General features: G+C 70.1%; 17 protein-coding genes and 1 tRNA gene. 8 read left to right on the plus strand and 10 right to left on the minus strand.

Annotated features, from left to right (window positions below; genetic code table 11):
* Positions 1 to 52 precede the first annotated feature (52 nt).
* Genes IG84_RS0134745 through IG84_RS0134760 form a run of 4 tightly spaced genes read left to right on the plus strand, consistent with a single transcriptional unit; the run spans position 53 to position 4557 of the window.
* Complete coding sequence (locus tag IG84_RS0134745) at positions 53 to 982, plus strand: branched-chain amino acid ABC transporter permease (protein ID WP_031066593.1); 930 nt, start codon at positions 53 to 55, stop codon at positions 980 to 982.
* A gap of 5 nt (positions 983 to 987) precedes the next feature.
* Positions 988 to 2811, plus strand: coding sequence for a branched-chain amino acid ABC transporter permease (locus tag IG84_RS0134750; RefSeq protein WP_031066596.1), 1824 nt, complete (start codon positions 988 to 990; stop codon positions 2809 to 2811).
* Positions 2812 to 2818: 7 nt separating this feature from the next.
* On the plus strand, positions 2819 to 3844 hold the full coding sequence (locus IG84_RS0134755) for an ABC transporter ATP-binding protein (RefSeq protein WP_078649801.1): 1026 nt from the start codon (positions 2819 to 2821) through the stop codon (positions 3842 to 3844).
* On the plus strand, positions 3841 to 4557 hold the full coding sequence (locus IG84_RS0134760) for an ABC transporter ATP-binding protein (protein ID WP_031066603.1): 717 nt from the start codon (positions 3841 to 3843) through the stop codon (positions 4555 to 4557). The genes IG84_RS0134755 and IG84_RS0134760 overlap by 4 nt, the downstream gene beginning before the upstream one ends.
* Positions 4558 to 4735: 178 nt before the next feature.
* Here IG84_RS0134760 and IG84_RS0134765 read toward each other — a convergent pair whose 3' ends face one another.
* Positions 4736 to 5398, minus strand: a complete 663-nt coding sequence (locus IG84_RS0134765) for an ANTAR domain-containing response regulator (RefSeq protein WP_031066607.1) — start codon at positions 5396 to 5398, stop codon at positions 4736 to 4738.
* Positions 5399 to 5493: 95 nt separating this feature from the next.
* Here IG84_RS0134765 and IG84_RS0134770 point away from each other — a divergent pair.
* Both IG84_RS0134770 and IG84_RS0134775 read left to right on the plus strand, forming a co-directional pair.
* Positions 5494 to 5568 (plus strand) — tRNA-Leu (locus IG84_RS0134770).
* A gap of 110 nt (positions 5569 to 5678) precedes the next feature.
* A complete protein-coding gene (locus IG84_RS0134775; protein WP_031066609.1) occupies positions 5679 to 6428 on the plus strand; it encodes a helix-turn-helix domain containing protein in 750 nt (249 codons plus the stop codon).
* Between the two features lie 19 nt (positions 6429 to 6447).
* Here the strand turns inward: IG84_RS0134775 and pyk are convergent, their stop codons facing one another.
* Both pyk and IG84_RS0134785 read right to left on the minus strand, forming a co-directional pair.
* The gene (gene pyk / locus IG84_RS0134780) at positions 6448 to 7884 is read right to left on the minus strand and encodes a pyruvate kinase (protein ID WP_031066611.1); all 1437 of its coding nucleotides are present in this window, start codon (positions 7882 to 7884) and stop codon (positions 6448 to 6450) included.
* Positions 7885 to 8132: 248 nt separating this feature from the next.
* Positions 8133 to 8870 carry an SIMPL domain-containing protein gene (locus tag IG84_RS0134785; protein ID WP_031066615.1) on the minus strand — a complete coding sequence of 246 codons (738 nt, stop codon included), beginning with the start codon at positions 8868 to 8870 and terminating at the stop codon, positions 8133 to 8135.
* A gap of 301 nt (positions 8871 to 9171) precedes the next feature.
* Here IG84_RS0134785 and IG84_RS0134790 point away from each other — a divergent pair, with 301 nt between their 5' ends.
* Complete coding sequence (locus tag IG84_RS0134790; RefSeq protein WP_031066618.1) at positions 9172 to 10998, plus strand: bifunctional metallophosphatase/5'-nucleotidase; 1827 nt, start codon at positions 9172 to 9174, stop codon at positions 10996 to 10998.
* On the opposite strand, the gene IG84_RS0134795 is transcribed toward IG84_RS0134790, so the two are convergent.
* The 3 genes from IG84_RS0134795 to pepN form a co-directional block, all read right to left on the minus strand.
* Entirely contained in the window at positions 10954 to 12417 is a 1464-nt protein-coding gene (locus tag IG84_RS0134795; protein ID WP_078649803.1) for a lysine N(6)-hydroxylase/L-ornithine N(5)-oxygenase family protein, read from the minus strand. The genes IG84_RS0134790 and IG84_RS0134795 overlap by 45 nt on opposite strands.
* Complete coding sequence (locus IG84_RS42470; RefSeq protein ID WP_342668487.1) at positions 12414 to 14066, minus strand: pyridoxal phosphate-dependent decarboxylase family protein; 1653 nt, start codon at positions 14064 to 14066, stop codon at positions 12414 to 12416. Before IG84_RS42470 ends, IG84_RS0134795 begins: the two co-directional genes overlap by 4 nt.
* A gap of 477 nt (positions 14067 to 14543) precedes the next feature.
* Entirely contained in the window at positions 14544 to 17060 is a 2517-nt protein-coding gene (gene pepN, locus IG84_RS0134805; protein WP_031066626.1) for an aminopeptidase N, read from the minus strand.
* A gap of 274 nt (positions 17061 to 17334) precedes the next feature.
* Here pepN and IG84_RS0134810 point away from each other — a divergent pair, with 274 nt between their 5' ends.
* Positions 17335 to 17877, plus strand: a complete 543-nt coding sequence (locus tag IG84_RS0134810; protein ID WP_030256278.1) for a MarR family winged helix-turn-helix transcriptional regulator — start codon at positions 17335 to 17337, stop codon at positions 17875 to 17877.
* On the opposite strand, the gene IG84_RS0134815 is transcribed toward IG84_RS0134810, so the two are convergent.
* The 4 genes from IG84_RS0134815 to IG84_RS0134830 are packed head-to-tail and all read right to left on the minus strand — an operon-like array spanning position 17831 to position 21489.
* Positions 17831 to 19162 (minus strand): MFS transporter, encoded by a 1332-nt coding sequence (locus IG84_RS0134815; RefSeq protein ID WP_051862806.1) that lies wholly within the window; start codon positions 19160 to 19162, stop codon positions 17831 to 17833. The genes IG84_RS0134810 and IG84_RS0134815 overlap by 47 nt on opposite strands.
* 4 nt (positions 19163 to 19166) lie before the next feature.
* Positions 19167 to 20237, minus strand: a complete 1071-nt coding sequence (locus IG84_RS0134820) for an aromatic ring-hydroxylating oxygenase subunit alpha (RefSeq protein ID WP_031066632.1) — start codon at positions 20235 to 20237, stop codon at positions 19167 to 19169.
* 1 nt (position 20238) lies between these two features.
* On the minus strand, positions 20239 to 20460 hold the full coding sequence (locus IG84_RS0134825) for a recombinase-like helix-turn-helix domain-containing protein (protein ID WP_030256285.1): 222 nt from the start codon (positions 20458 to 20460) through the stop codon (positions 20239 to 20241).
* A 36-nt stretch (positions 20461 to 20496) separates the two neighbouring features.
* Positions 20497 to 21489 (minus strand): PDR/VanB family oxidoreductase, encoded by a 993-nt coding sequence (locus tag IG84_RS0134830; RefSeq protein WP_051862807.1) that lies wholly within the window; start codon positions 21487 to 21489, stop codon positions 20497 to 20499.
* Between the last annotated feature and the right edge of the window lie 9 nt (positions 21490 to 21498).

A 21498-nucleotide genomic window follows, 5' to 3' on the forward strand; every position in this document is an offset into this window, starting at 1 on the left:
TCCCCGCCTGCCCGGCACACCGGCACCTTCCACACCCCACGGAGGCCCTGCGGTGAACGAACTGCCGCAACAGCTGGCCAACGGACTCATCCTCGGCGCGATGTACGGACTCATCGCGATCGGCTACACGATGGTCTACGGCATCGTCCAGCTCATCAACTTCGCCCACGGCGAGATCTTCATGGTCGGCGGCTTCGGCGCGCTCACCGTCTACCTCGCCCTCCCGCCCGGCATGTCCCTCATGGCGGCCCTCCCCCTCATGCTCATCGGCGGCATCGCCGTCTCCGTACTCGTCGGTGTCGCCGCCGAGCGCTTCGCCTACCGCCCCCTGCGCGGCGCACCCCGCCTCGCCCCCCTCATCACCGCCATCGGCCTGTCCATCGCACTCCAGCAGGCCGTCTGGAAGTGGTACCCCGACGCCAAGAAGGCCCGCGTCTTCCCCCAGTTCAAGGGCGACGCCTTCGACATCCTGGGCGCCACCGTCCAGCGCGGCGACCTCTTCGTCATCGTCGCGGCCCCGATCTGCATGATCGCCCTCGGCTTCTTCGTCTCCAAGACCCGCAGCGGCCGCGCCATGCAGGCCACCGCCCAGGACCGCGACACCGCCGCCCTCATGGGCATCGACACCAATCGCATCATCGTCCTCGCCTTCGCCATCGGCGCCGCCTTCGCCGGCGTCGCCGCCGTCGCCTACGGACTGCGCACCGGCGAAGTGCAATTCCGCATGGGCTTCATCATGGGCCTCAAAGCCTTCACCGCGGCCGTACTCGGCGGCATCGGCAACATCTACGGCGCCATGCTCGGCGGCATCGTCCTCGGCATCGCCGAAGCCCTCGCCACCGCCTACGTCGAATTCATCCCCGGCATGACCCAGTTCGGCGGCGGAGCCTGGAAAGACGTCTGGGCCTTCGTCCTCCTCATCCTCGTACTCCTCCTGCGACCACAGGGCCTCCTGGGCGAACGCGTCGCGGATCGGGCGTGATAGCGATGACCACCGCACCCACCACGAACCCGGCCGCCGCGGGCACCCCCGCACCCACTCCCGGACTTCTCCCCCTCCCCGCACGCGCCGCCCGCATCATCACCGCCGCCGGCGCCCTGGCCACCGCCGCCTCCACCAGCATGTCCTGGACCTGGAGCAGCGAATTCCCCGGCGACCTCACCTACTACGGCTCCCCCGCCGGTCTCCAGCTCATCACCCTCACCGGCGCCCTCCTCACCCTCGCCTTCGCCCTCGCCGGCCTCGGCATCCGCGGCCTGACCGCACTCACCCCCGGCGGCCGCAACGCCCCCGCCCTCTTCGCCGCCCTCGGCACCTTCGCCGCCACCTGGTTCACCCTCGCCGCCATCGCCGTACAACTCGGCGGCCTGGTCAACCTCGAACCCGGCGGCTTCCTCGCCGGCATCACCGCACTGATCACTCTCGTCGGCGCACTCGGCCTCCCCGCCGACCACACCCCCGGCACACCCCCGCACGGCCCCTGGCAGCGCTTCACCAACAGTTGCGCGGCCGTCCCCACACCCCGGCCCGCCAAGCAGCTCCCCGCCTGGGCCGAGATCCTCCTCATCGCCGTCGCCTTCGGCATAGCCCTCTACGCCTTCACCTACGGCATCGACGCCGAGGACGGAGCCCCCTTCGTCGGCTACCTCCTCTTCGTCGCACTCGCCATCGCCGCCGTCCACCGCGCCGGCCTGATCAACCGCCTCACCGCACTCACCCACCGGCACCGCGGCATCGCACTCGCCGCCGCCTTCATCTCCGCGGCCGCCTTCCCCTTCACCCAGGACACCGACGAGTACACGATCATCGGTGCCAACATCCTGATCTTCGCCACCGTCGCCCTGGGCCTCAACGTCGTCGTCGGCCTCGCCGGCCTCCTCGACCTCGGATACGTCGCCTTCCTCGGCGTCGGCGCCTACGCCGCGGCCCTCGTCTCCGGCTCCCCCGAATCCCCCCTCGGCGTCCAATTCCCCTTCTGGGCAGCCCTCCTCACCGGAGCCGCCGCCGCACTCGTCTTCGGCGTCCTCATCGGCGCACCCACCCTGCGACTGCGCGGCGACTACCTCGCCATCGTCACCCTCGGCTTCGGTGAGATCTTCCGCATCGCCATGCTGAACCTCAACGGCACCACCGGCCCCGACGTCACCAACGGCGCCATGGGCATCCCCAACATCCCCAACCTGGAGATCGCAGGCTTCAACTTCGGCGAAACCCACACCGTCCTCGGCGTCCCCATCGCCACCTACGGCAACTACTACCTCCTCATGATCTTCGTGACGGCCTTCGTCGTCCTCGTCTTCCGCCGCGCGGCCGCCTCCCGCATCGGCCGCGCCTGGATCGCCATCCGCGAGGACGAGACCGCCGCCGTCGCCATGGGCATCAACTCCTTCCGCCTCCGCCTGCTCGCCTTCGCACTCGGCGCCGCCCTCGCCGGACTCGCCGGAACCGTCCATGCACACGTAGTAACGACCGTCACACCCGAGCAGTTCCAGTTCGCCGGACCCCAACCGCCCAACTCCGCCTTCCTCCTCGCCGCCGTCATCCTCGGCGGCATGGGCACCCTCAGCGGACCCCTCGTCGGCGCGGCACTCCTCTTCCTCATCCCCGCCAAGCTGGACTTCCTCCAGGACTACCAGCTCTTCCTCTTCGGCCTCGCCCTCGTCCTCCTCATGCGCTACCGGCCCGAAGGACTCATCCCCGACCGCCGCAAGCAGCTCGAATTCCACGAAACCGGCCAGCTCGACGTGCCGGACGTACCCGAACAGCGCCTCAGCGACGACACCACCGGCGCCACGAAGGCAGGGGCGTGAAGACACCATGACCACACCCACCACCGTCACGAAGAGCAACGGCGCCGTCCTCGAAGCCGCCGGCGTCACCATGCGCTTCGGCGGACTCACCGCCGTACGCGCCGTCGATCTCACCGTCGCCCCCGGCGAGATCGTCGGCCTCATCGGCCCCAACGGCGCCGGCAAAACCACCTTCTTCAACTGCCTCACCGGCCTCTACACCCCCACCGAAGGCACCGTCAGCTACAAAGGCACCCGTCTCTCCCACAAACCCCACCTCGTCACCCAGACCGGAGTCGCCCGCACCTTCCAGAACATCCGCCTCTTCGCCAACATGACCGTCCTGGAAAACGTCCTCGTAGGCCGCCACACCCGCACCAAAGAGGGCCTCTGGTCCGCCCTCCTCCGCGGCCCCGGCTTCAAAAAGGCCGAACGCGGCAGCGAGGCCCGCGCCATGGAACTCCTCGAATTCACCGGCCTGGCCGCCAAACGCGACCACCTCGCCCGCAACCTCCCCTACGGCGAACAACGCAAGCTCGAAATCGCCCGCGCCCTCGCCAGCGAACCCGGCCTGCTCCTCCTGGACGAACCCACCGCCGGCATGAACCCCCAGGAAACCCGCGCCACCCAGAACCTCGTCCTCGCCATCCGCGACCAGGGCACCGCCGTCCTCGTCATCGAGCACGACATGCGCTTCATCTTCAACCTCTGCGACCGCGTCGCCGTCCTCGTCCAGGGCGAAAAACTCATCGAAGGCACCGCGGAAGTCGTCCAGGCCGACGAACGCGTGATCGCCGCGTACCTCGGTACGCCCTTCGAAGGCGCACCCGGCGACGAGGAAGCCGCCGAAGTGGACGCGGCGGAGGCACACGCCACCGCACCCCGGTCCGCCGCACCGCAGCCCGCCGACGCAGCCCCTACGGAGCCGGCGGCAGACGGCACGGCATCCGGTACGAGCGCCGCACCCGGTACGAGCGCGCCACCCGGTACGAACAGCGCACCCGGTACCAGCACCGCGCCCGACGAGAACGCCCCGAACGGAGACGCGCGATGACCCCCCTGCTCGAAGTCGAGGACCTCCGCGTCGCCTACGGCAAGATCGAAGCCGTCAAGGGCATCTCCTTCACCGTCGAAGCCGGCCAGGTCGTCACCCTCATCGGCACCAACGGCGCCGGCAAGACCACCACCCTGCGCACCCTCTCCGGCCTCCTCAAGCCACTCGCCGGAAAGATCACCTTCAACGGCGACATACTCAACGGCGTCGCCCCCCACAAGATCGTCGAACGCGGCCTCGCCCACTCCCCCGAAGGCCGGCGCCTCTTCCCCCGCCTCACCATCGCCGAAAACCTCCAGCTCGGCGCTTTCCTCCGCAAGGACGGCAACGGCATAGAACGCGACATCCAACGGATCTACGAGCTCTTCCCCATCCTCGGCGAGCGCCGCAAACAAGCCTCCGGCACACTCTCCGGCGGCGAACAGCAGATGCTCGCCATGGGCCGCGCCCTGATGTCCCGCCCCAAGCTGCTCATGCTCGACGAGCCCTCCATGGGCCTCTCCCCGATCATGATGCAGAAGATCATGGACACCATCCGCGAACTCCGCTCCCAGGGCACGACGATCCTCCTCGTCGAACAGAACGCCCAGGCCGCGCTCTCCCTCGCCGACCACGGTCACGTCATGGAAATCGGCAAGATCGTCCTCTCCGGCACCGGCCAGGACCTCCTCCACGACGAGTCGGTCCGCAAGGCGTACCTCGGCGAGGACTGACCGCCGCGCACGGCCGACGACGCCCTGCCGCACATCAGGACAGCGCTGAGGGCCGCACCGTAATCACGGTGCGGCCCTCAGCGCAGCCTCCTGTCACAGCCCCGGACCGCCACTCGCCCCCCGAAGCGGGCGAACGACTACTAGGAGGGCTGCCCCCTTACTCGGAGGGCTGCCCCCTTTACTCGGAGGGCTGCTCCTTCTCCTTCTGCTTCTTCTCCTCGGCGTCCTCGATGACCGCCTCGGCGACCTGCTGCATCGAAAGCCGACGGTCCATCGACGTCTTCTGGATCCAGCGGAAGGCGGCGGGCTCGGTCAGCCCGTACTGCGTCTGCAGAATGCTCTTCGCACGGTCGACCAGCTTCCGCGTCTCCAGGCGCTGCGTGAGGTCCGCGACCTCCTTCTCCAGTGTCCGCAGCTCCGTGAACCGGCTCACGGCCATCTCGATCGCCGGCACGACGTCGCTCTTGGAGAACGGCTTGACCAGGTACGCCATGGCACCGGCGTCCCGCGCCCGCTCGACCAGCTCACGCTGGGAGAACGCGGTCAGCATCAGCACCGGGGCGATGCTCTCCTCGGCGATCTGCTCGGCCGCGGAGATGCCGTCGAGGACGGGCATCTTCACATCGAGGATCACCAGGTCGGGGCGGTGCTCGCGGGCCAGCTCCACGGCCTTCGCGCCGTCACCGGCCTCGCCGACGACCGTGTAGCCCTCCTCCTCCAGCATCTCTTTGAGATCCAGACGGATGAGCGCCTCGTCCTCGGCGATGACGACGCGGGTGGTCTGCGGCGGGACGTGCGACTGCTCGTCGGCGACGGGCTGCTCGGGCTCGGCGGCGCTCACGTGACTCCTCGTTCCAGGCAGGTGGTGCCCCACGAGCCTACCTATCTCCTGTATCTTTGATGCACGGAGGGCCACGGCCCACCTTCCTTTGCAAGGCCCCGGTAGCCCAATTGGCAGCAGGCAATGGATTCAAAACCCATACAGTGTCGGTTCGAGTCCGACCCGGGGCACTTTACCTTCGAATCGAAGATTCGACACCGGTTGGCGATCTTCACTCGGTTCGGTGAACACTCCTTCGAATCGCCCCGCGAAGGGTAAAAGTCCCGCCAAAATCGGCGCTGTGTACGACCTTGAAACGCGTAAGCGTGCGCTCGCACTCGTCTCCCACGGCCGCAGTCTCAACTCTGTCAGCAAGCAGACAGGGATATCCCGCGCCGCGATCCGCCAGTGGCAGGTAAGGATCGAGCCGATCTCGCGCACCACTGAGTGTTCTCGACCTGACGATCTCGCCGCCTACTCGTACCTGCTGGGTCTCTACCTTGGCGACGGCTGCCTCAGCAGACAGCCACGGGGCGGTTACGTGCTACGCATCGCCTGCGCTGACGCCTGGCCCGGACTCATAGCCGCATGCCGCGACGCCATCCTGCGCGTACGCCCCACGAACAGCGTCTGCCTCGTCCGCAAACAGGGCTGCGTCATGGTGACCAGCTCCAGCCGCCACTGGCCGTGCCTGTTCCCGCAGCACGGGCCCGGCAGGAAACACCACCGCCGTATCGTCCTCGAACCCTGGCAGCAAGCAATCGTGGACGCGCACCCGTGGGAGTTCATACGCGGGCTGATCCACTCCGACGGGTGTCGGATCACCAACTGGACGACGCGCATGGTCGGCGGGGAGCGGAAGCGTTATGAGTACCCGCGGTACTTCTTCACCAACAAGTCCGACGACATCAGGAAGCTCTTCACGGACACGCTCGCCAAGGTGGGCGTCGAGTGGTCGGTCCTGGCGCGCGGCTCGGACCCCTTCAACGTCTCCGTCGCCCGACGGGCGTCCGTCGCGTTGATGGACGCCCACGTCGGGCCGAAGTACTAGGCGCAGGCGCGCCGTACCGCTACTCCGGCGAATCGTCCTCGCCGATGCGGTGGACGCGGACCAGGTTGGTCGTGCCCGGGACACCGGGGGGCGAGCCGGCGGTGATGATCACGACGTCACCGCGTTCGCAGCGGCCGATGCGCAGGAGTTGCTCGTCGACCTGGGCGACCATCTCGTCCGTGGAGTCGACGGTCGGGCCGAGGAACGTTTCGACGCCCCAGGTGAGGTTCAGCTGGGAGCGCGTGGCCGGTTCCGGCGTGAAGGCGAGGAGCGGGATCGGCGAGCGGTAGCGGGAGAGCCGGCGGACCGTGTCGCCGGATTGCGTGAAGGCCACGAGGAACTTCGCGCCGAGGAAGTCGCCCATCTCGGCGGCGGCCCGCGCCACCGCCCCGCCCTGCGTACGGGGCTTGCTGGTCTCGGTGAGCGGCGGCAGCCCCTTGGTGAGGATGTCCTCCTCGGCGGCTTCGACGATGCGGCTCATCGTGCGGACGGTTTCCGTCGGGTACTTGCCGACACTCGTCTCGCCGGAGAGCATCACCGCGTCCGTGCCGTCGATGACGGCGTTGGCGACGTCGGAGGCTTCCGCGCGCGTCGGCCGGGAGTTGTCGATCATCGAGTCGAGCATCTGTGTGGCGACGATGACCGGCTTGGCGTTGCGCTTGGCGAGCTTGACCGCGCGCTTCTGAACGATCGGGACCGTTTCGAGCGGCATTTCGACGCCGAGGTCGCCGCGGGCGACCATGATGCCGTCGAACGCGGCAACGATGTCGTCGATGTTGTCGACCGCCTGCGGCTTCTCGACCTTGGCGATGACGGGGAGGAAGCGGCCTTCCTCGCGCATGATGCGGTGGACGTCTTCGATGTCGCGGCCGCTGCGTACGAAGGAGAGCGCGATGACGTCGGCTCCGGTGCGCAGCGCCCAGCGGAGGTCGTCCTGGTCCTTTTCGGAGAGGGCGGGGACGGAGACGGCGACGCCGGGAAGGTTGAGGCCCTTGTGGTCGGAGACCATGCCGCCCTCGATGACGCGGGTGCGGACCTCGGGGCCGTCGACGCCGATGACTTCGAGGGTGACCTTGCCGTCGTCGACGAGGATGCGTTCGCCGGTGGTGACGTCGGCGGCGAGTCCCTCGTACGTGGTGCCGCAGACGTGGCGGTCGCCTTCGGCCTCCGGTTCGACGGTGATGGTGAATTCGTCGTCACGTTCGAGGAGGACGGGGCCTTCTCGGAATCGGCCGAGGCGGATCTTCGGACCTTGAAGGTCGGCGAGTACGCCGACGCTGCGGCCGGTCTCGTCGGATGCCTTGCGGACCCGCTCGTAACGCGCCTCGTGGTCGGCGTAGGTGCCGTGGCTGAGGTTGAAGCGGGCCACGTCCATTCCGGCTTCGACGAGTGCCTTGATCTGCTCGTACGAATCTGTGGCGGGTCCCAGGGTGCAGACGATCTTTGCTCGGCGCATGCCGTCGACCCTATGACTTACCGGTGGGTAGAGAACTGTGGAGAGGTGACTGCCCAACGGCGGTGAGGTGAAAGGCTCTTGACAAGTATTGGAATGTGCGAGCGACCGCTCCTATGAGCAGCTTTCGAGGCTTGCACGTGCGCCCGTACGCGCATCCGCACGCCCCTCACATGTACGCACGCCCCAGGCGGCGCCGTCCGCCCCACCCGACGGACGGCCGGCCCGCCGCCTCATCACGTCACGTCGCGTCACAGAACCGGCCGGGTCATCGTGAAGCGCGCGTTGACGTGTGCGTACACGGTCTGCTGCTGGGGTTCGAGGTCGAGCGCCGGGGCGGTCTCCTCGTGGGCGGCGCCTCCGTAGGCGGCGCGGGAGCGGAGCATCGGGTTGCCGGCGGGTGCGGCGTTCTCGGCGCCGATGTCCGCCAGTTCGACAAGCGCGTCGAGTCGTGCGCCGAGCGCTTCGGCGTACTCGCGGGCGCGCTGTACGGCTTCGCGTACGGCCTGCTGGCGGGCCTCGCGGTGGGACGGCGAGTCGGGGCGCAGGTCCCACCAGGGGCCGGCGACGCGGGTGAGTTCCAGGTCGGCGAGGCGGGTGGCGAGTTCGCCGAGTGCGGTGAAGTCGGTGAGGGTGGCGGTGAGGTGGACGTTGCCGTGGTAGGCGCGTACGCGTTCGCCGCGGCCCTTGTGGGTGAGTTGGGGCGTGACGGTGAAGGCGCCGGTGGCGAGCTTTTCGACGGCCTCGCCGTAGCTCTTGAGCAGGTCGAGCACTTCGGCGTTGCGGCGGGTGAGGTCCTGGAGTGCGGTGGCGCGATCGGTGCCGCGGGCCTGGACGGTGATACCGATGCGGGCGATCTCAGGGGCCACGTCGAGGCGGGCTTCGCCCCGTACGGCGACGCGCGGGACGTCCGGGGTGCCGTACGGGACGGCGTCGCCGGGGGTCCCGGCGGGGGCGGTGTAGGTGCTGGTGGTGGGCGCGTCGGTCATGTGGTGGGGGGCTCCTTCTCGCGGCGCGGCACGGCCTCGCTCCGGACGGCGTCCTGCTGCGCAGAGCCTTGCACGGCGGCGGGGGTTTGTCAGGCGAGTGCGGGAGCGGCCGGCGGCGCGGCGGTCATCTGATCGCAACCTGTGAGGGGTGTTGCGGGAGAGGTGCCTGCGCCAGAATCTACGCGCGTCGTTCATCCGAACGTGACGCACGAACATGACGTCCATCTACGCGCGTTGTTTCGCTGTACGCCCAGTTGTACGCCCAACGGTTCGCAGGGATGCGGACGGTCAAGGAGAGGTCATGCCGCTCGATCGCAGAACGTTTGTGGGAAGTTCCGTCGCCGCCGGTGCCGGGGTGGCGCTGACGGGCGCCGGTGCGCCGGCCGCCGTGGCGAGTGAGCCGGCCGGCGCCCCGGTCCCCGCGGGGCACGGCCATGGAGGCGGCGGCAAGCGGTACGCGTTCACCGTCATGGGCACCACCGACCTGCACGGCAATGTCTTCAACTGGGATTACGCGACGGACGCGGAATTCGACGATCCTGCCCACAACGACGTCGGCCTGGCGAAGATTTCGACCCTGGTGAATGAGGTACGTGCCGAAAAGGGACGCGGCAACACTCTCCTCATCGACGCGGGTGACACCATCCAGGGCACGCAACTGGCGTACTACTACGCGAAGGTGGACCCGATCACCGGCGCGAACGGCCCGGTGCACCCGATGGCCCGGGCCATGAACGCCATGGGTTACGATGCCGCGGCGCTCGGCAATCACGAGTTCAATTACGGCATTCCGGTGCTGCGCAAGTTCGAGGAGAACTGTGACTTCCCCCTGCTGGGCGCGAATGCGGTGGACGCTACTTCGCTGCGCCCGGCGTTCCCTCCGTACGTCATCAAGCGGCTGCGCACCCCGCACGGGCAGGATGTACGGGTCGGCATTCTCGGGCTGACGAATCCGGGTATCGCGATCTGGGACAAGGCGCACGTCCAGGGGAAAATGGCTTTTCCGGGGCTGGAGGAGCAGGCCGCGAAGTGGGTGCCGAAGTTGCGGGCTCTGGGCGCGGACGTGGTGATCATAGCGGCGCATTCCGGATCGAGCGGCACGTCCTCGTACGGGGATCAGTTGCCGTATGTGGAGAACGCGGCGGCGTTGGTGGCGCAGCAGGTGCCGGGCATCGATGCGATTCTGGTGGGGCACGCGCACACGGAGATCCCGGAATACCGGGTGAGGAACGAGCGGACGGGCCGCGAGGTGGTGCTGTCGGAGCCGCTGAAGTGGGGGCAGCGGCTGACGTTGTTCGACTTCGAGCTGGCGTGGGAAAAGGGTCGCTGGTCGGTGGATTCGGTGTCGGCGCGGGTGCTGAACTCGAATGCGGCGGCGGAGGATGCGCGTATTTCCGGGCTGCTGCGTGATGCGCACGCGAAGGTGGTGCGTTATGTGAATCAGGTGATCGGGCGGTCGGCTGCGCGCCTGTCCGCGGCGGAGGCTCCGTACAAGGACACTCCGGTGCTGGATTTCATCGCTTTCGTGCAGGCGGAGGTGGTGCGGAAGGCGTTGGCCGGGGGTGCGTTCGCGGATCTGCCGGTGGTGTCGCAGGCGTCGTGTTTCTCGCGCACGGCGGAGGTGCCGGCGGGGGAGGTGACGATCCGGTCGATGGCGGCGTTGTATCCGTTCGACAATACGCTGGAGGCGCGGGTGCTGACCCGTGCGCAGCTCAAGGATTACCTGGAGTTCTCGGCGCGGTATTACGTGCGAACGCCGGCGGGTGGCGAGGTGGATCCGTCGAAGCTGACGAATGCGGACGGCATTCCGGATTACAACTACGACGCGGTGAGCGGGGTGTCGTACAAGATCGACATCGCGAAGCCGGCGGGGCAGCGGATCGGGAAGCTGTTGCGGGACGGGAAGCCGGTGGATCCGGCGGCGCGTTTCGTGCTGGCGGTGAACAATTACCGGGCGAGCGGCGGGGGGAATTTCCCGCATGTGGCCAAGGCGGAGCAGGTGTGGGTGACGTCGGACGAGATCCGGAATCTGATCATTGAGTGGGTGAAGCAGTCGGGCTCGATCGACGCGTCGCGTTTTGCGTCAGTGGACTGGAAGCTGACGCGGGACGGAGTTCCGGTCTTCTGACGGGCGCGGAGTGGCGGGCGGCTGGTGCTGGAGCCGTCGCCCGCCGGGCGTCTGCTGCTGACGGCCTGGTTGCGGTGCCAGGCCGAAGGTGGTGAAGGCAGTGCGGTCGGGGAGGGGGTAGGGGGTGGTGCCGGTGAGGTGGTTGAGGATGACGGCGCTGCGCCAGGCGGCGAGGCCGAGGTCGGGCGTGCCGACGCCGTGGGTGTGGCGTTCGGCGTTCTGTACGTAGACAGAGCCGGTCACGCGGGTGTCGAGGTTCAGGCGGTGGTGGGCGTCGATGCTGGGGCGACCGGCGTTGTCGCGGCGGAGGTAGGGGTCGAGGGCGCCGGTGAGGGCGTCGAGGCTGCGTTCGCGGTAGCCGGTGGCGAGGACGACGGCGTCGGTGCTGAGCCGGCTGCGGGCCTGCTGGTGAGCGTGTTCCAGGTGGAGTTCGATGGTGTGGGTGCCGATGCGGCCTGCGGTGCGGACGGTGACGCCGGGGGTGAGGACGGCGTCGGGCCAGCCGCCGTCGATGGTGCGTTCGTACAGCTCTTGGTGGATGGCGGCGATGGTGTCGTGGTCGATGCCTTTGTAGAGCTGCCACTGCTGGGGGACGAGGGCGTCGCGGGTGGCTTCGGGGAGGTCGTGGAAGTAGCGCGTGTGGTCGGGGGTGAAGTGCTCGAGGCCGAGCTTGCTGTACTCCATGGGCGCGAAGGCGGGCGTGCGCGCCAGCCAGTGCAACCGTTCGTGGCCTGTGGGGCGGTTGCGGAGCAGGTCGAGGAAGATCTCGGCGCCGGACTGGCCCGAGCCGATGACGGTGATGTGGCCGGCGGCGAGCAGGCGTTCGCGGTGGTCGAGGTAGTCGGCGGAGTGGATGACGGGGAGGGCGGGGGCGTCGGCGAGGGGTTGGAGCGGCTCGGGGACGTGGGGTGCGGTGCCGATGCCGAGGACGACGTTGCGGGCGTACGTCCGGCCGAGTGCTTCGGCTTCGCCCTCGGCGTCGAGCTGGGTGTGGTCGACCTCGAAGACGGCGTGTTCGGCGTTCCAGCGGAGGGTGTCGATCTGGTGGCGGAAGTGCAGGCCGGGGAGGTTTTCGCTGACCCAGCGGCAGTACGCGTCGTACTCGGCGCGGGGGGCGTGGAAGCGTTCGGCGAAGTAGAAGGGGAAGAGCCGGTCGCGGTGTTTGAGGTAGTTGAGGAAGCTCCAGGGGCTGGTGGGGTCGGCGAGGGTGACGAGGTCGGCGAGGAAAGGGACTTGGAGGGTGGCGCCGTCGATCATGAGGCCGGGGTGCCAGTGGAAGGCGGGCTGCTGGTCGTAGAAGGCGCAGGTCAGGTCGGTGAGGGGTGCGGCGAGGGCGGCGAGGGAGAGGTTGAAGGGGCCGATGCCGACGCCGACGAGGTCGAGGGGGGTGCGGGGGTCGGGGGCGGAGGCGGTGGTCATCGGGGGGTGTGGCCTTCCACTAGGTCGATGAGAGCGCGCAGGTCGTCGGGGTGCGCGTGGGGGTTGAGGAGGGTGGCCTTGAGCCAGAGGCCGGTGGAGGTGGTGGCGCGGCCCAGTACGGCGTGGCCGTCGTGCAGGAGGCGGCGGCGGATGGTGGCGACGGTGGTGTCGTCGGCGCCGGTGGGGCGGAAGAGGACGGTGGTGAGGGTGGGGCGGGAGTGCAGTTCGAGGGTGGGGCGTGCCTCGATGAGGTCGGCGAGGGTGCGGGCGGCGGTGACGGTGCGGTCGACGAGGTCGGCGATGCCGCGGCGGCCGAGCGCCTTGAGGGTGACGGCGATCTTGAGGATGTCGGGGCGGCGGGTGGTGCGTAGCGAACGGCCGAGCAGGTCGGGGAGGCCGGCTTCGGTGTCGTCGTCGGCGTTGAGGTAGTCCGCGCGGTGGTCGAGGGGGGCGAGGTCGCGGGCTTCGGGGACGGCGAGGAAGCCGGCGGCGACCGGCTGCCAGCCGAGTTTGTGCAGGTCGAGGGTGACGGTGTGGGCGCGGTGCAGGCCGGTGAGCAGGTGCCGGTGGGTGTCGCTGAACAGGACCGGTCCGCCGTACGCCGCGTCGACGTGGAACCGGGCGCGGTGTGCGGTGGCGATGTCGGCGAGGGCGGGCAGTGGGTCGATCGCGCCGGAGTCGGTGGTGCCGGCGGTGGCGACGACGAGGAGGGGGCCGCTGAGGCGGTCGAGCGCTGCCGCCAGGTCGGCGGGGTCGAGGGTGCCGTCGGGTGTGGGGACGGTGACGGGCGCGGGCAGTCCGAGCAGCCATGCCGCTCGGTGGATGCTGTGGTGCGCGTTGGCTCCGCAGACGACTTGCAGGGGTGGCCCGGTGGGTGCGACGGGATCGGTCTGTGACGGGTGGGGCGTGTGTGGGTGAGCGGCGAGGTGGGGGTGGGCGCCGATGTGCGGGCGGGTGGAGTGCTCGGGACCGTGGACGGCCCGGTCGCCGGCGCGATGCCCGTCCGGGTGCGCGCCGCCCTGAGTGGAGCCGTGCGCAAGGCCGTGGCAGGGGCCGTACGGGGGTGTGTACGGAGCCGTGTGCGGGGGCGTGTGAGCGGTCACCCCGTGTGAGGCGGGGGTGCGGTGCTCGCGGGCGGCGCGCTCCGGGTCGGCCTCGTGTCCCCGTACCGGGTGTTCCCCGGTCGCGTACTCCGCGGTGTACTCCTGGGCCGCCCGCTCCCTGGCCAGCAGCACGGCGAGCTGGTTCGACTCGGTACCGCCCGTGGTCACCAGGGCTTCGGCGTCGGGCCCCTGGGGGTGCACGAGTTCGGCGAGCGCGCGGGTGGTCAGGGCTTCCAGCTCGGAGGCGGCGGGGGCCTGGTCCCAGGAGTCCATGGAGGGGTTGAGGGCCGAGGCGGCGAGGTCGGCGGCGGTGGCCAGGGCGAGCGGCGGGCAGTGCAGGTGCGCGGCGCAGTGCGGGTCGGCGGGGTCGGCGGCCCCCGCGGCGAGCGTACGGACGACCGTGCGCAGGGCGGCGTGCGGTCCGGCGCCGGCGTCCTGGAGGAGCGGCGCGCACGCCTCGCGCACGGCGTCCGCGACGCTCTCGGGACCGCCGACCGGCAGCGGCCCGCCGCGCTCGGCGGCCCCTGTGGCCAGGGCGTCGAGCACGGTGTCCAGGAGGGGCCGCAGCGCGCCGGCCCCTTGCGGGCCACCGGCCAACTCGGGTGCGGCGGGGGCGGATACTGCGGTTGCGGCGGCGGTGGACGCGCCGGGGGGCGCGGGCGGAGGGACGTGAGCGGAGGCCGGTGTGGGGGCGGGCACCGAGCGCGGAACGGGCTCGCGGACGGGACTTGGGGGGCTGGCGGGACTTACGGGGGTGCTGTCGCCTGGGGCCGGGGCGCCTGGGGCGGGCACAGGCATGGGTGTGCCCTTCTTGTCGGGGAATCGATTGGTTTAGGGCGACCTAAGTTACTTCCGTTGTCGAGTACTTCGCCGAGATGCGGGCGGAGTCCACTCGCACGAGGGACACGCGTGGGGGTTGCGGCGAACGGATCTGGTATGGGCCCCGCCCCACACCGTTCGGCCCTCGGGCCCGCACCCCGGCAAAACGCTCGAGGTGCGGACCGGACGGACTCCCCCCGGATCTCAGCCCTGAGCGTCCCGCACGGCCAGCGCGCGGCGGAGGTCGTCGAGCTGGTCGGCGAGCTTGCGCCGGAGGGCGGGGGTGGGCTCGGCGTCGCGCAGGCACGCCTCGCCGAGCCGGAGGGTTGCCGCCTCGACGAGCGATGCGGGGAACGCGTACCGGCCGGCGGCCTCGGCCAGGGCCGGGCCGCGGCGTTCGGCGAGGGTGACGGCGTCGGTGAAGTACCGCTCTGCGTAGGGGCGTACGAGGTCGGCCTGCTCGGGGGCCCAGAAGCCGGTGGCGGTGGCGGTGAAGAGGTAGGTGGACAGGTCGTCGGCGGTGTCGGTGGTGAACATGGCGTCCCAGGCGGTCTTCTTGGCGGCCGGGTCGGGGAGCGCGGCGTGGCAGCGGGCGGCGCCTTCCTTGCCGCTGGCGCTGGGGTCCCGGGTCAGTTCGGCGTTGATGGCGGCGGGTGTGGTGGCGCCGAGGACGGCGAGGCGGCCGAGGATGCGCCAGCGCAGTTCGGGGTCGAGGGCGGGGCCGCCGGGGACGCTGTCGCCGTCGAGCCAGTCCTGGATGCCTTCGGGTGTGGTGGCGCTGTCGATGAAGGTGCGGACGGCTGCGAGGCGGAGGCCCTGCCGGTCGCCGTTCTCGCTGCCTTCGGTGCGGCGGAGGATGTCGCGGCAGAGGTCGGCGAGGGTGGTGAGGGCGGCGGGGCGGTCGGCGGCGGGGAGGTAGCGGTCGGCGATCTGGCTGCGGGCGAAGGCCAGTACGCCCTGGACGAGGGCGGTGTCGGTCTCGTGCGGGAGGTGGGTGCGGACGGCTTCGAGGTAGGCGGCGGGGGGCAGTTCGCCGTCGCGGACCATGTCGCGGGCGGCGTTCCAGACCACTGCGCGGGTGAGGGGGTCGGGGAGGCCGGAGAGGGCGGTCTGCGCGGTGGTCCAGGAGGTGGGGTCGAGGCGGACCTTGGCGTAGGTGAGGTCGGCGTCGTTGAGCAGGACGAGGTCGGGGCGGCGGCCCGGAATGGTGTGGGTGCGGTCTCCGGGCAGGTCGTGGGTGAGGGGGGCGCGGGGGACGAGACGGCCGGGGGTGGTGGGGTCCTGGTCGTAGAGGCCGATGGTGAGGTGGTGGGGGCGATCGCCCTCATGGGTGACGGTGAGGGTCCAGGAGCCGTCGGTGGTCTCATCGATGGCGGGGGTGAGGGTGTCGACTCCGGTGGTGCGCAGCCACTTGTCGGCCCAGGCGTGGACGTCGCGGTCGGTGGCGCGGGCGAGAGAGTCGGTGAAGTCGGCGAGGGTGGCGTTGCCGAAGCGGTGCCGGGCGAAGTGGTCGTTGATGCCGGCGAGGAAGTCCTTTTCGCCCATCCAGGCGACGAGTTGGCGCAACGCGGAGGCGCCCTTGGCGTAGGAGATGCCGTCGAAGTTGAGGAAGGCGGAGGCGGTGTCGGGGACGGCGTCGGGGGCGGGGGCGACGGGGTGGGTGGAGGGGCGCTGGTCGGCGTCGTATCCCCAGCTCTTGCGGGCGACGCCGAAGTCTGTCCAGGTGTCGGTGAAGTGGGTGGCTTCGCTGAGGACCTGGTAGCCCATGTACTCGGCGAAGGACTCGTTGAGCCAGATGTCGTCCCACCAGGCGAGGGTGACGAGGTCGCCGAACCACATGTGGGCCATTTCGTGGGCGATGACCATGCCGCGGGTCTGGCGCTCGGTGTCGGTGACGGCGGAGCGGTAGACGAATTCATCGCGGAAGGTGACGAGTCCGGGGTTCTCCATGGCGCCGGCGTTGAATTCGGGGACGAATGCCTGGTCGTAGGAGTCGAAGGGGTAGGGCTCGTCGAAGAGCTGGTGGTAGCGGTCGTAGCAGCGGCGGGTGATGTCGAGGATTTCGTCGGCGTCGGCGTTGAGGTAGGGGGCGAGGGAGCGGCGGCAGTGGATGCCGAAGGGGAGGCCGGCGTGCTCGGTGCGGACGGAGTGCCAGGGGCCGGCGGCGACGGCGACGAGGTAGGTGCTGATGGGCGGGGTGGGGGCGAGGGTCCAGTGGCCTTCGGGGGTGCGGGTGGCGAGGGAGTTGCCGAGGACGGTCCAGCCGTCGGGGGCGGTGACGGTGAGGGCGAAGACGGCTTTGAGGTCGGGCTGGTCGAAGGCGGGGAAGACGCGCTGGACGTCTTCCATGAACAGTTGGGTGTAGAGGTAGGTCTCGCCGTCGGCGGGGTCGGTGAAGCGGTGCATGCCTTCGCCGGTGCGGGAGTAACGCATGGTGGCTTCGATGCGCAGCTCGTGTTCGCCAGGGGTGAGGCCGGTGAGCGGGAAGTGGTTGTCCGCCAGGTCGCCCGGGTCGAGGGACCGGCCGTCGAGGGTGATGCTGTCCAGGTGGTCGGGCTTGAGGTCGACGAAGGTGTCGCCCGGGGTGCGCGCGCTGAAGCGGATGGCCGTGCGGGTGGTGAAGTGCTCCTCGCCGGTGGTGAGGTCGAGGTCGATGTCGTAGCGGTGGACGTCGAGGATGCGGGCTCGGATTTGCGCTTCGTCGCGCGTCAATGCGGGCATGGCGTCATGCTGCCGCAGGTCGGCGGCTTCGCGCACCCATGCCTCCGAGCCTGTGGATAACTCGCCGGACAAGGGCTGTGGGAAGGCTTTGCGACGGCTCGTGGTCCGGTCGGAAGCGGTCGGCGGTGGGGTGGTGACGGCGGGCGTCCCGCCGCGGCCGGAACCGCGCCCGGCAGTTGGAACCGTTAAGTGGCGCGGCTTCTCAGTACTAAGATTTCCGGAAGATCATGGCCGGGTGCCCGGCCCGATGGGCGAGCTCGGGGAGGGTGCCGAGATGGCGAGGAAGACGGCGGCGCGGGACGCGGTGGCCGGCATCATCGAGGACTGGCGGCGGGAGCGGCCGGAGCTGGACACCTCGCCGCTGGAGGTGCTGGCGCGGCTGCACCGTACGTTCCTGCGGTACAGCGCGAAGCTGACGGCTTCGGTGGAGTCGCACGGCCTGTCGGTGGCCGGGTTCGATGTGCTGACGGCGCTGCGCAGGGCGGGGAAGCCGTACCGGCGTACGGCGGGCCAGCTGGCCGATTCGGGGCTGATCTCGTCGGCGGGCGTGACGCTGCGGATCGACCGGCTGGAGAAGGACGGTCTGATCGTGCGGGAGCGGGATCCGGAGGACCGGCGGGTGGTGCGGTCGCGGCTGACGGAGGAGGGCCTGGCCAAGATCGACGCGTTGTTCGCCGAGCATCTGGAGAACGAGCGGCGGATGCTGGCCGGCCTCTCCCCCGCCGAGTGCCGTCAGCTGGCGCGGCTGCTGTCGAAGCTGGAGCGGTCCATCACGGAGTCGGGTGCGGCGGAGCCGGACTCGTCGTCCGGGGCCTGACCGGCGGCTCTTCGGTGGCGGGCGGGCCGGGCCGGAGCAGGAGCCAGGCTCCGCAGACCAGCGTGACGGCCTGGGCGCCGATCAGCAGCGCGTATCCGGCGGCGAAGCCGTGGCCGCCGCCGAGGGCGATGGCCGCGCCCATGGCGGTGGGCATGAAGGCGGAGACGAGGTTGCCGACGCCGTTGACCACTCCGTAGGCGCTGCCGACCGTACCGGCCGGTGCGTGCCGCTGTACGAGGGTGGGGATGGCCGGGCCCTGCAGGCCCCAGAAGCCGCCCGCCAGGACGAGTCCGGTGGCGGCGAGCCAGGCGGCGTCCGCGGTGATGACGAGCAGGACGCAGCTCCCGGTGCCGAGCGCGCCGACGACGAACAGCAGGGGCAGTCTGCGGGCGGGCAGTTTGTCGATGAGGTGTCCGCCGAGGAAGCCGGAGGCCAGGCTCGTCAGGAAGGGCAGCGCGGAGACGGCGCCCATCTGCGCGAGGGAGAAGTGGCGTTCCTGCAGGAGGTACGCCGGCAGCCAGGAGCTGCTCCCCCACAGGTAGGCCAGGGTGGCGATCTCGATGAGCAGGATGCAGCCGAGGCGTGGAGTGCGCAGGGCTTCGCGCAGGGTGGCCGCGACGCCGCGCCGCGGTCCCGTAGGCGCGCTCTCCTGACCGGATCGGCCCTCCCCCGCGCGTCCCCGTCCCCGTATGAAGAGCGCGATCAGCGGCAGTCCGATCGCGGCGTTGAGGAGCGCGAGGAGCACGAAGGAGGTGTGCCAGTCGTAGCGGTGGACGAGGTAGGTGATCAGGGGCAGCCCGACGGCGGTGCCCAGGGAGACGCCCATGGAGCTGACCGCGTTGGGCCTGCCGACCTCGTGCGGTGCGAAGTGTTCCTTGACGTACATCGTCTTGAGCGAGAACAGCGGCCCTTCGGACACGCCCAGCAGGAAGCGGAGGGCGAGGAACATCAGGGCGCCGAGCGCGTACGGGGAGAGCAGCGTGAGCGCTGCCCATAGGCCGACGCTCACCAGGAGGCCGCGCCGCGCCCCCAGTGCGGATTCGTACAGCGGGGTGAGGAAGAAGGCGGCGAGTCCGTACCCGATGAGGAAGACGGTCATCAGGGCGCCTTGGAGGACGCGGTCGCCGGTCATGCCGAAGTGGTCGGTGAAGGCGCGGTCGGTGATCAGTACGGAGGCGTTGACGCGGTCGACGTAGGAGATCAGGACGACGGCGAGCAGGCTGAGTATGCCCGCCCACCGCCGCGGGGAGGCCGTGGCGGTGGGCGGTGCGGCGGTCGGCGCCACGGTGTCAGCCGCCGGCGGGGGCGGTCGCCGCGGCGGGCTCCGGGGAGGCGAGTGCGGCGGCCTGCTGTTCGGCCGCGGTCCGGTAGAGGCGGCGCAGCCGTACGACACCGAGGTCGTGCTGGTAGAGGTTCTCCGCCTGGTCGGCGTCGTGCGGCATCGCCTCCAGCATGACGCGGTCCTGTTCGAGCACCTCCCAGTGGCGCTTCTCGATGAGCGTGCGGTACAGGAAGCGCCAGGTGTCGCGCTGCCAGCCCGTGACCTTGCGGTAGCGCCAGAAGAAGACGCCGCTGCGGTGCTCGTCCACGGGGCAGATCATGCCGACGATCCCGAAGGGGCCGCCGGGGCCCGCGGACGGCGGGTACGGGATGGACAGGTCGACCCAGTCGATACCGGTGCGGCACAGTTCGACCCAGTCGAAGTTGACGCCGCGCTGGTCGGTCTTCTCGAAGAAGTAACCGCGGTCGGTCTCCCGGATGCGGAACTTGGCGGTGGTGTCACCGTCGAACATCGTGTGCGACTCGTGGTGCAGGAACTGTCCGTGCATCGGGTCGAGGAGGTTCTCCATGCCGAACCGCCAGGGCACGTCCCACTCCGCGTAGCAGAGGATGGCCTCGGTACCGGGGTCGGTGAGCGGTTCGGGGAGGGTCAGTTCGCACGGCTCCGGGTGCTGCTCGTCGCCGAAGTAGGCGAGGATCACGCCGCCGACCTCGCGTACGGGGAGGCTGGTGACGAGCTTCTTGCCCTCCAGGTTGCAGCCGGGCAGGCCCGGTACGGAAGAGACCGTGCCGTCGCCCTCGACCTCGACGCCGTGGTACCAGCAGGCCACGCGGTCGCCGAGGTGCTTGCCGAGGGAGAGCCGGGCGCCCCGGTGGGGGCAGCGGTCGGCGAGCATGTGGAGGGTGCCGTCGGCGCGGCGGAAGAGGAGCCAGTCCTCTCCGAGGGCGGTGACCTTGCGCATGCCTCCGGGGGCGACGAAGCGGGACGGCACTACGGGGTGCCACTGGTTGCGCAGCCCGGTGGCGTAGATGTGCTCAGCGGTGGCGGCGGTGCCGGCCTTGGTGTGGGTGAGGGTCATGTCAGGCTCCCAGGCGGTGCATCTCGGCGCGGAAGGTGTCCTCGGTCCAGGGGGCGCCGTCGGGGGCGTGCACCTGCCGGGAGTTGAGGCCGCGGACGACATCGGCCAGCTCGTGGCCTTCCTTGGTGAAGACCTCTTCGAGAGTCGCGGCGAGCTTGTACTCGTACGGGGTGGGCTCGTGCGTACGGGACTGGTGGACGTCCAGGTACGGCCAGGGGGTCATCGGTGCCTCCGGTGTCTACAAGGCGAGCGGGGTGGCTTACAGATCGAGGACGAGGCGGTCGGAGGCACAGCGCGAGACGCAGATCATCATGGTCGCGTTCGCCGCGTGCTCGGCCTCGCTGAGGAGGAAGTCGCGGTGGTCGGGGACGCCTTCGAGGACGCGGGTCTCGCAGCTGCCGCAGATGCCGTCGCGGCAGGAGCTCTCGGCCTGCAGGCCGGCGGCCTCGGCGGCTTCGAGGACGGAGGTGTCGGCGCCGACGGTGAGCGTCACTCCGGAGCGGCGGCACTCGACTTCGAAGGCGCTGTCGTCGCCGCTGCGCTCCACGGTGGGCGCGGCGAAGCGCTCCACCCGCAGCTGTGCGGCGGGACAGCGGTCTTCGACGGCGGCGAGCAGCGGCTCGGGCCCGCAGCAGTACACGAGGGTGTTCTCGTCGAGGCCGGTCAGGGCGGCGTCGAGGTCGATGTAGCCGTGTTCGTCCTGGGGGTGGAGGACGAGTTCGCCGCTTCCTTGGGTGGCGAGGTCGGCGAGTTCGCTGCCGAAGGCCATCGAAGCGCGGCTGCGGCCTCCGTGGACGAGCCGCCAGGGCACGCCCTTACGGGTGGCCTCGCGGGCCATGGCCAGCAGCGGGGTGATGCCGATGCCGCCGGCGATGAACAGGTACGCGGGCGCGTCGGTGAGCGCGAAGTGGTTGCGGGGGCCGACGGCGGTGACGGTCTGTCCGGGGCGGAGCTGGGTGTGGACGAAGCGGGAACCTCCGCGGGAGGCCGGTTCGTTGAGGACTCCGAGGCGGTAGCGCGTGGTGTCGAGGGGGTCGCCGCACAGGGAGTACTGCCGGGTGTGGCCGCCGACGTGCAGGTCAAGGTGGGCGCCGGGCTGCCAGGCGGGCAGTGGCTTGCCGTCGGGGTGGACGAGGTCGACGGAGAGTACGCCGTCGGCTTCCCAGGTCATGCGGTGGACGAGCAGGTCGAGGCGGGGTTCGGCGGCCGTGGCCTGGTCGGGGGTGTCCGGCTGGGTGTCGTTGCTGGTCATGGCGTCGGC

Source organism: Streptomyces ochraceiscleroticus (genome assembly GCF_000720485.1).
Classification (GTDB): Bacteria; Actinomycetota; Actinomycetes; order Streptomycetales; family Streptomycetaceae; genus Streptomyces; species Streptomyces ochraceiscleroticus.

Excerpts from the sequence above, each read along its gene's own strand:
- IG84_RS0134810 (WP_030256278.1), top strand. The coding sequence starts at position 17,335 with ATGGCGAGGAAGACGGCGGCGCGGGACGCGGTGGCCGGCATCATCGAG.
- pepN (WP_031066626.1), bottom strand. The coding sequence starts at position 17,060 with ATGCCCGCATTGACGCGCGACGAAGCGCAAATCCGAGCCCGCATCCTC.
- IG84_RS0134825 (WP_030256285.1), bottom strand. The coding sequence starts at position 20,460 with ATGACCCCCTGGCCGTACCTGGACGTCCACCAGTCCCGTACGCACGAG.
- IG84_RS0134750 (WP_031066596.1), top strand. The coding sequence starts at position 988 with ATGACCACCGCACCCACCACGAACCCGGCCGCCGCGGGCACCCCCGCA.
- IG84_RS0134785 (WP_031066615.1), bottom strand. The coding sequence starts at position 8,870 with ATGACCGACGCGCCCACCACCAGCACCTACACCGCCCCCGCCGGGACC.
- IG84_RS0134820 (WP_031066632.1), bottom strand. The coding sequence starts at position 20,237 with ATGACCCTCACCCACACCAAGGCCGGCACCGCCGCCACCGCTGAGCAC.
- IG84_RS0134790 (WP_031066618.1), top strand. The coding sequence starts at position 9,172 with ATGCCGCTCGATCGCAGAACGTTTGTGGGAAGTTCCGTCGCCGCCGGT.
- IG84_RS0134795 (WP_078649803.1), bottom strand. The coding sequence starts at position 12,417 with ATGACCACCGCCTCCGCCCCCGACCCCCGCACCCCCCTCGACCTCGTC.
- pyk (WP_031066611.1), bottom strand. The coding sequence starts at position 7,884 with ATGCGCCGAGCAAAGATCGTCTGCACCCTGGGACCCGCCACAGATTCG.
- IG84_RS0134755 (WP_078649801.1), top strand. The coding sequence starts at position 2,819 with ATGACCACACCCACCACCGTCACGAAGAGCAACGGCGCCGTCCTCGAA.
- IG84_RS0134830 (WP_051862807.1), bottom strand. The coding sequence starts at position 21,489 with ATGACCAGCAACGACACCCAGCCGGACACCCCCGACCAGGCCACGGCC.
- IG84_RS0134760 (WP_031066603.1), top strand. The coding sequence starts at position 3,841 with ATGACCCCCCTGCTCGAAGTCGAGGACCTCCGCGTCGCCTACGGCAAG.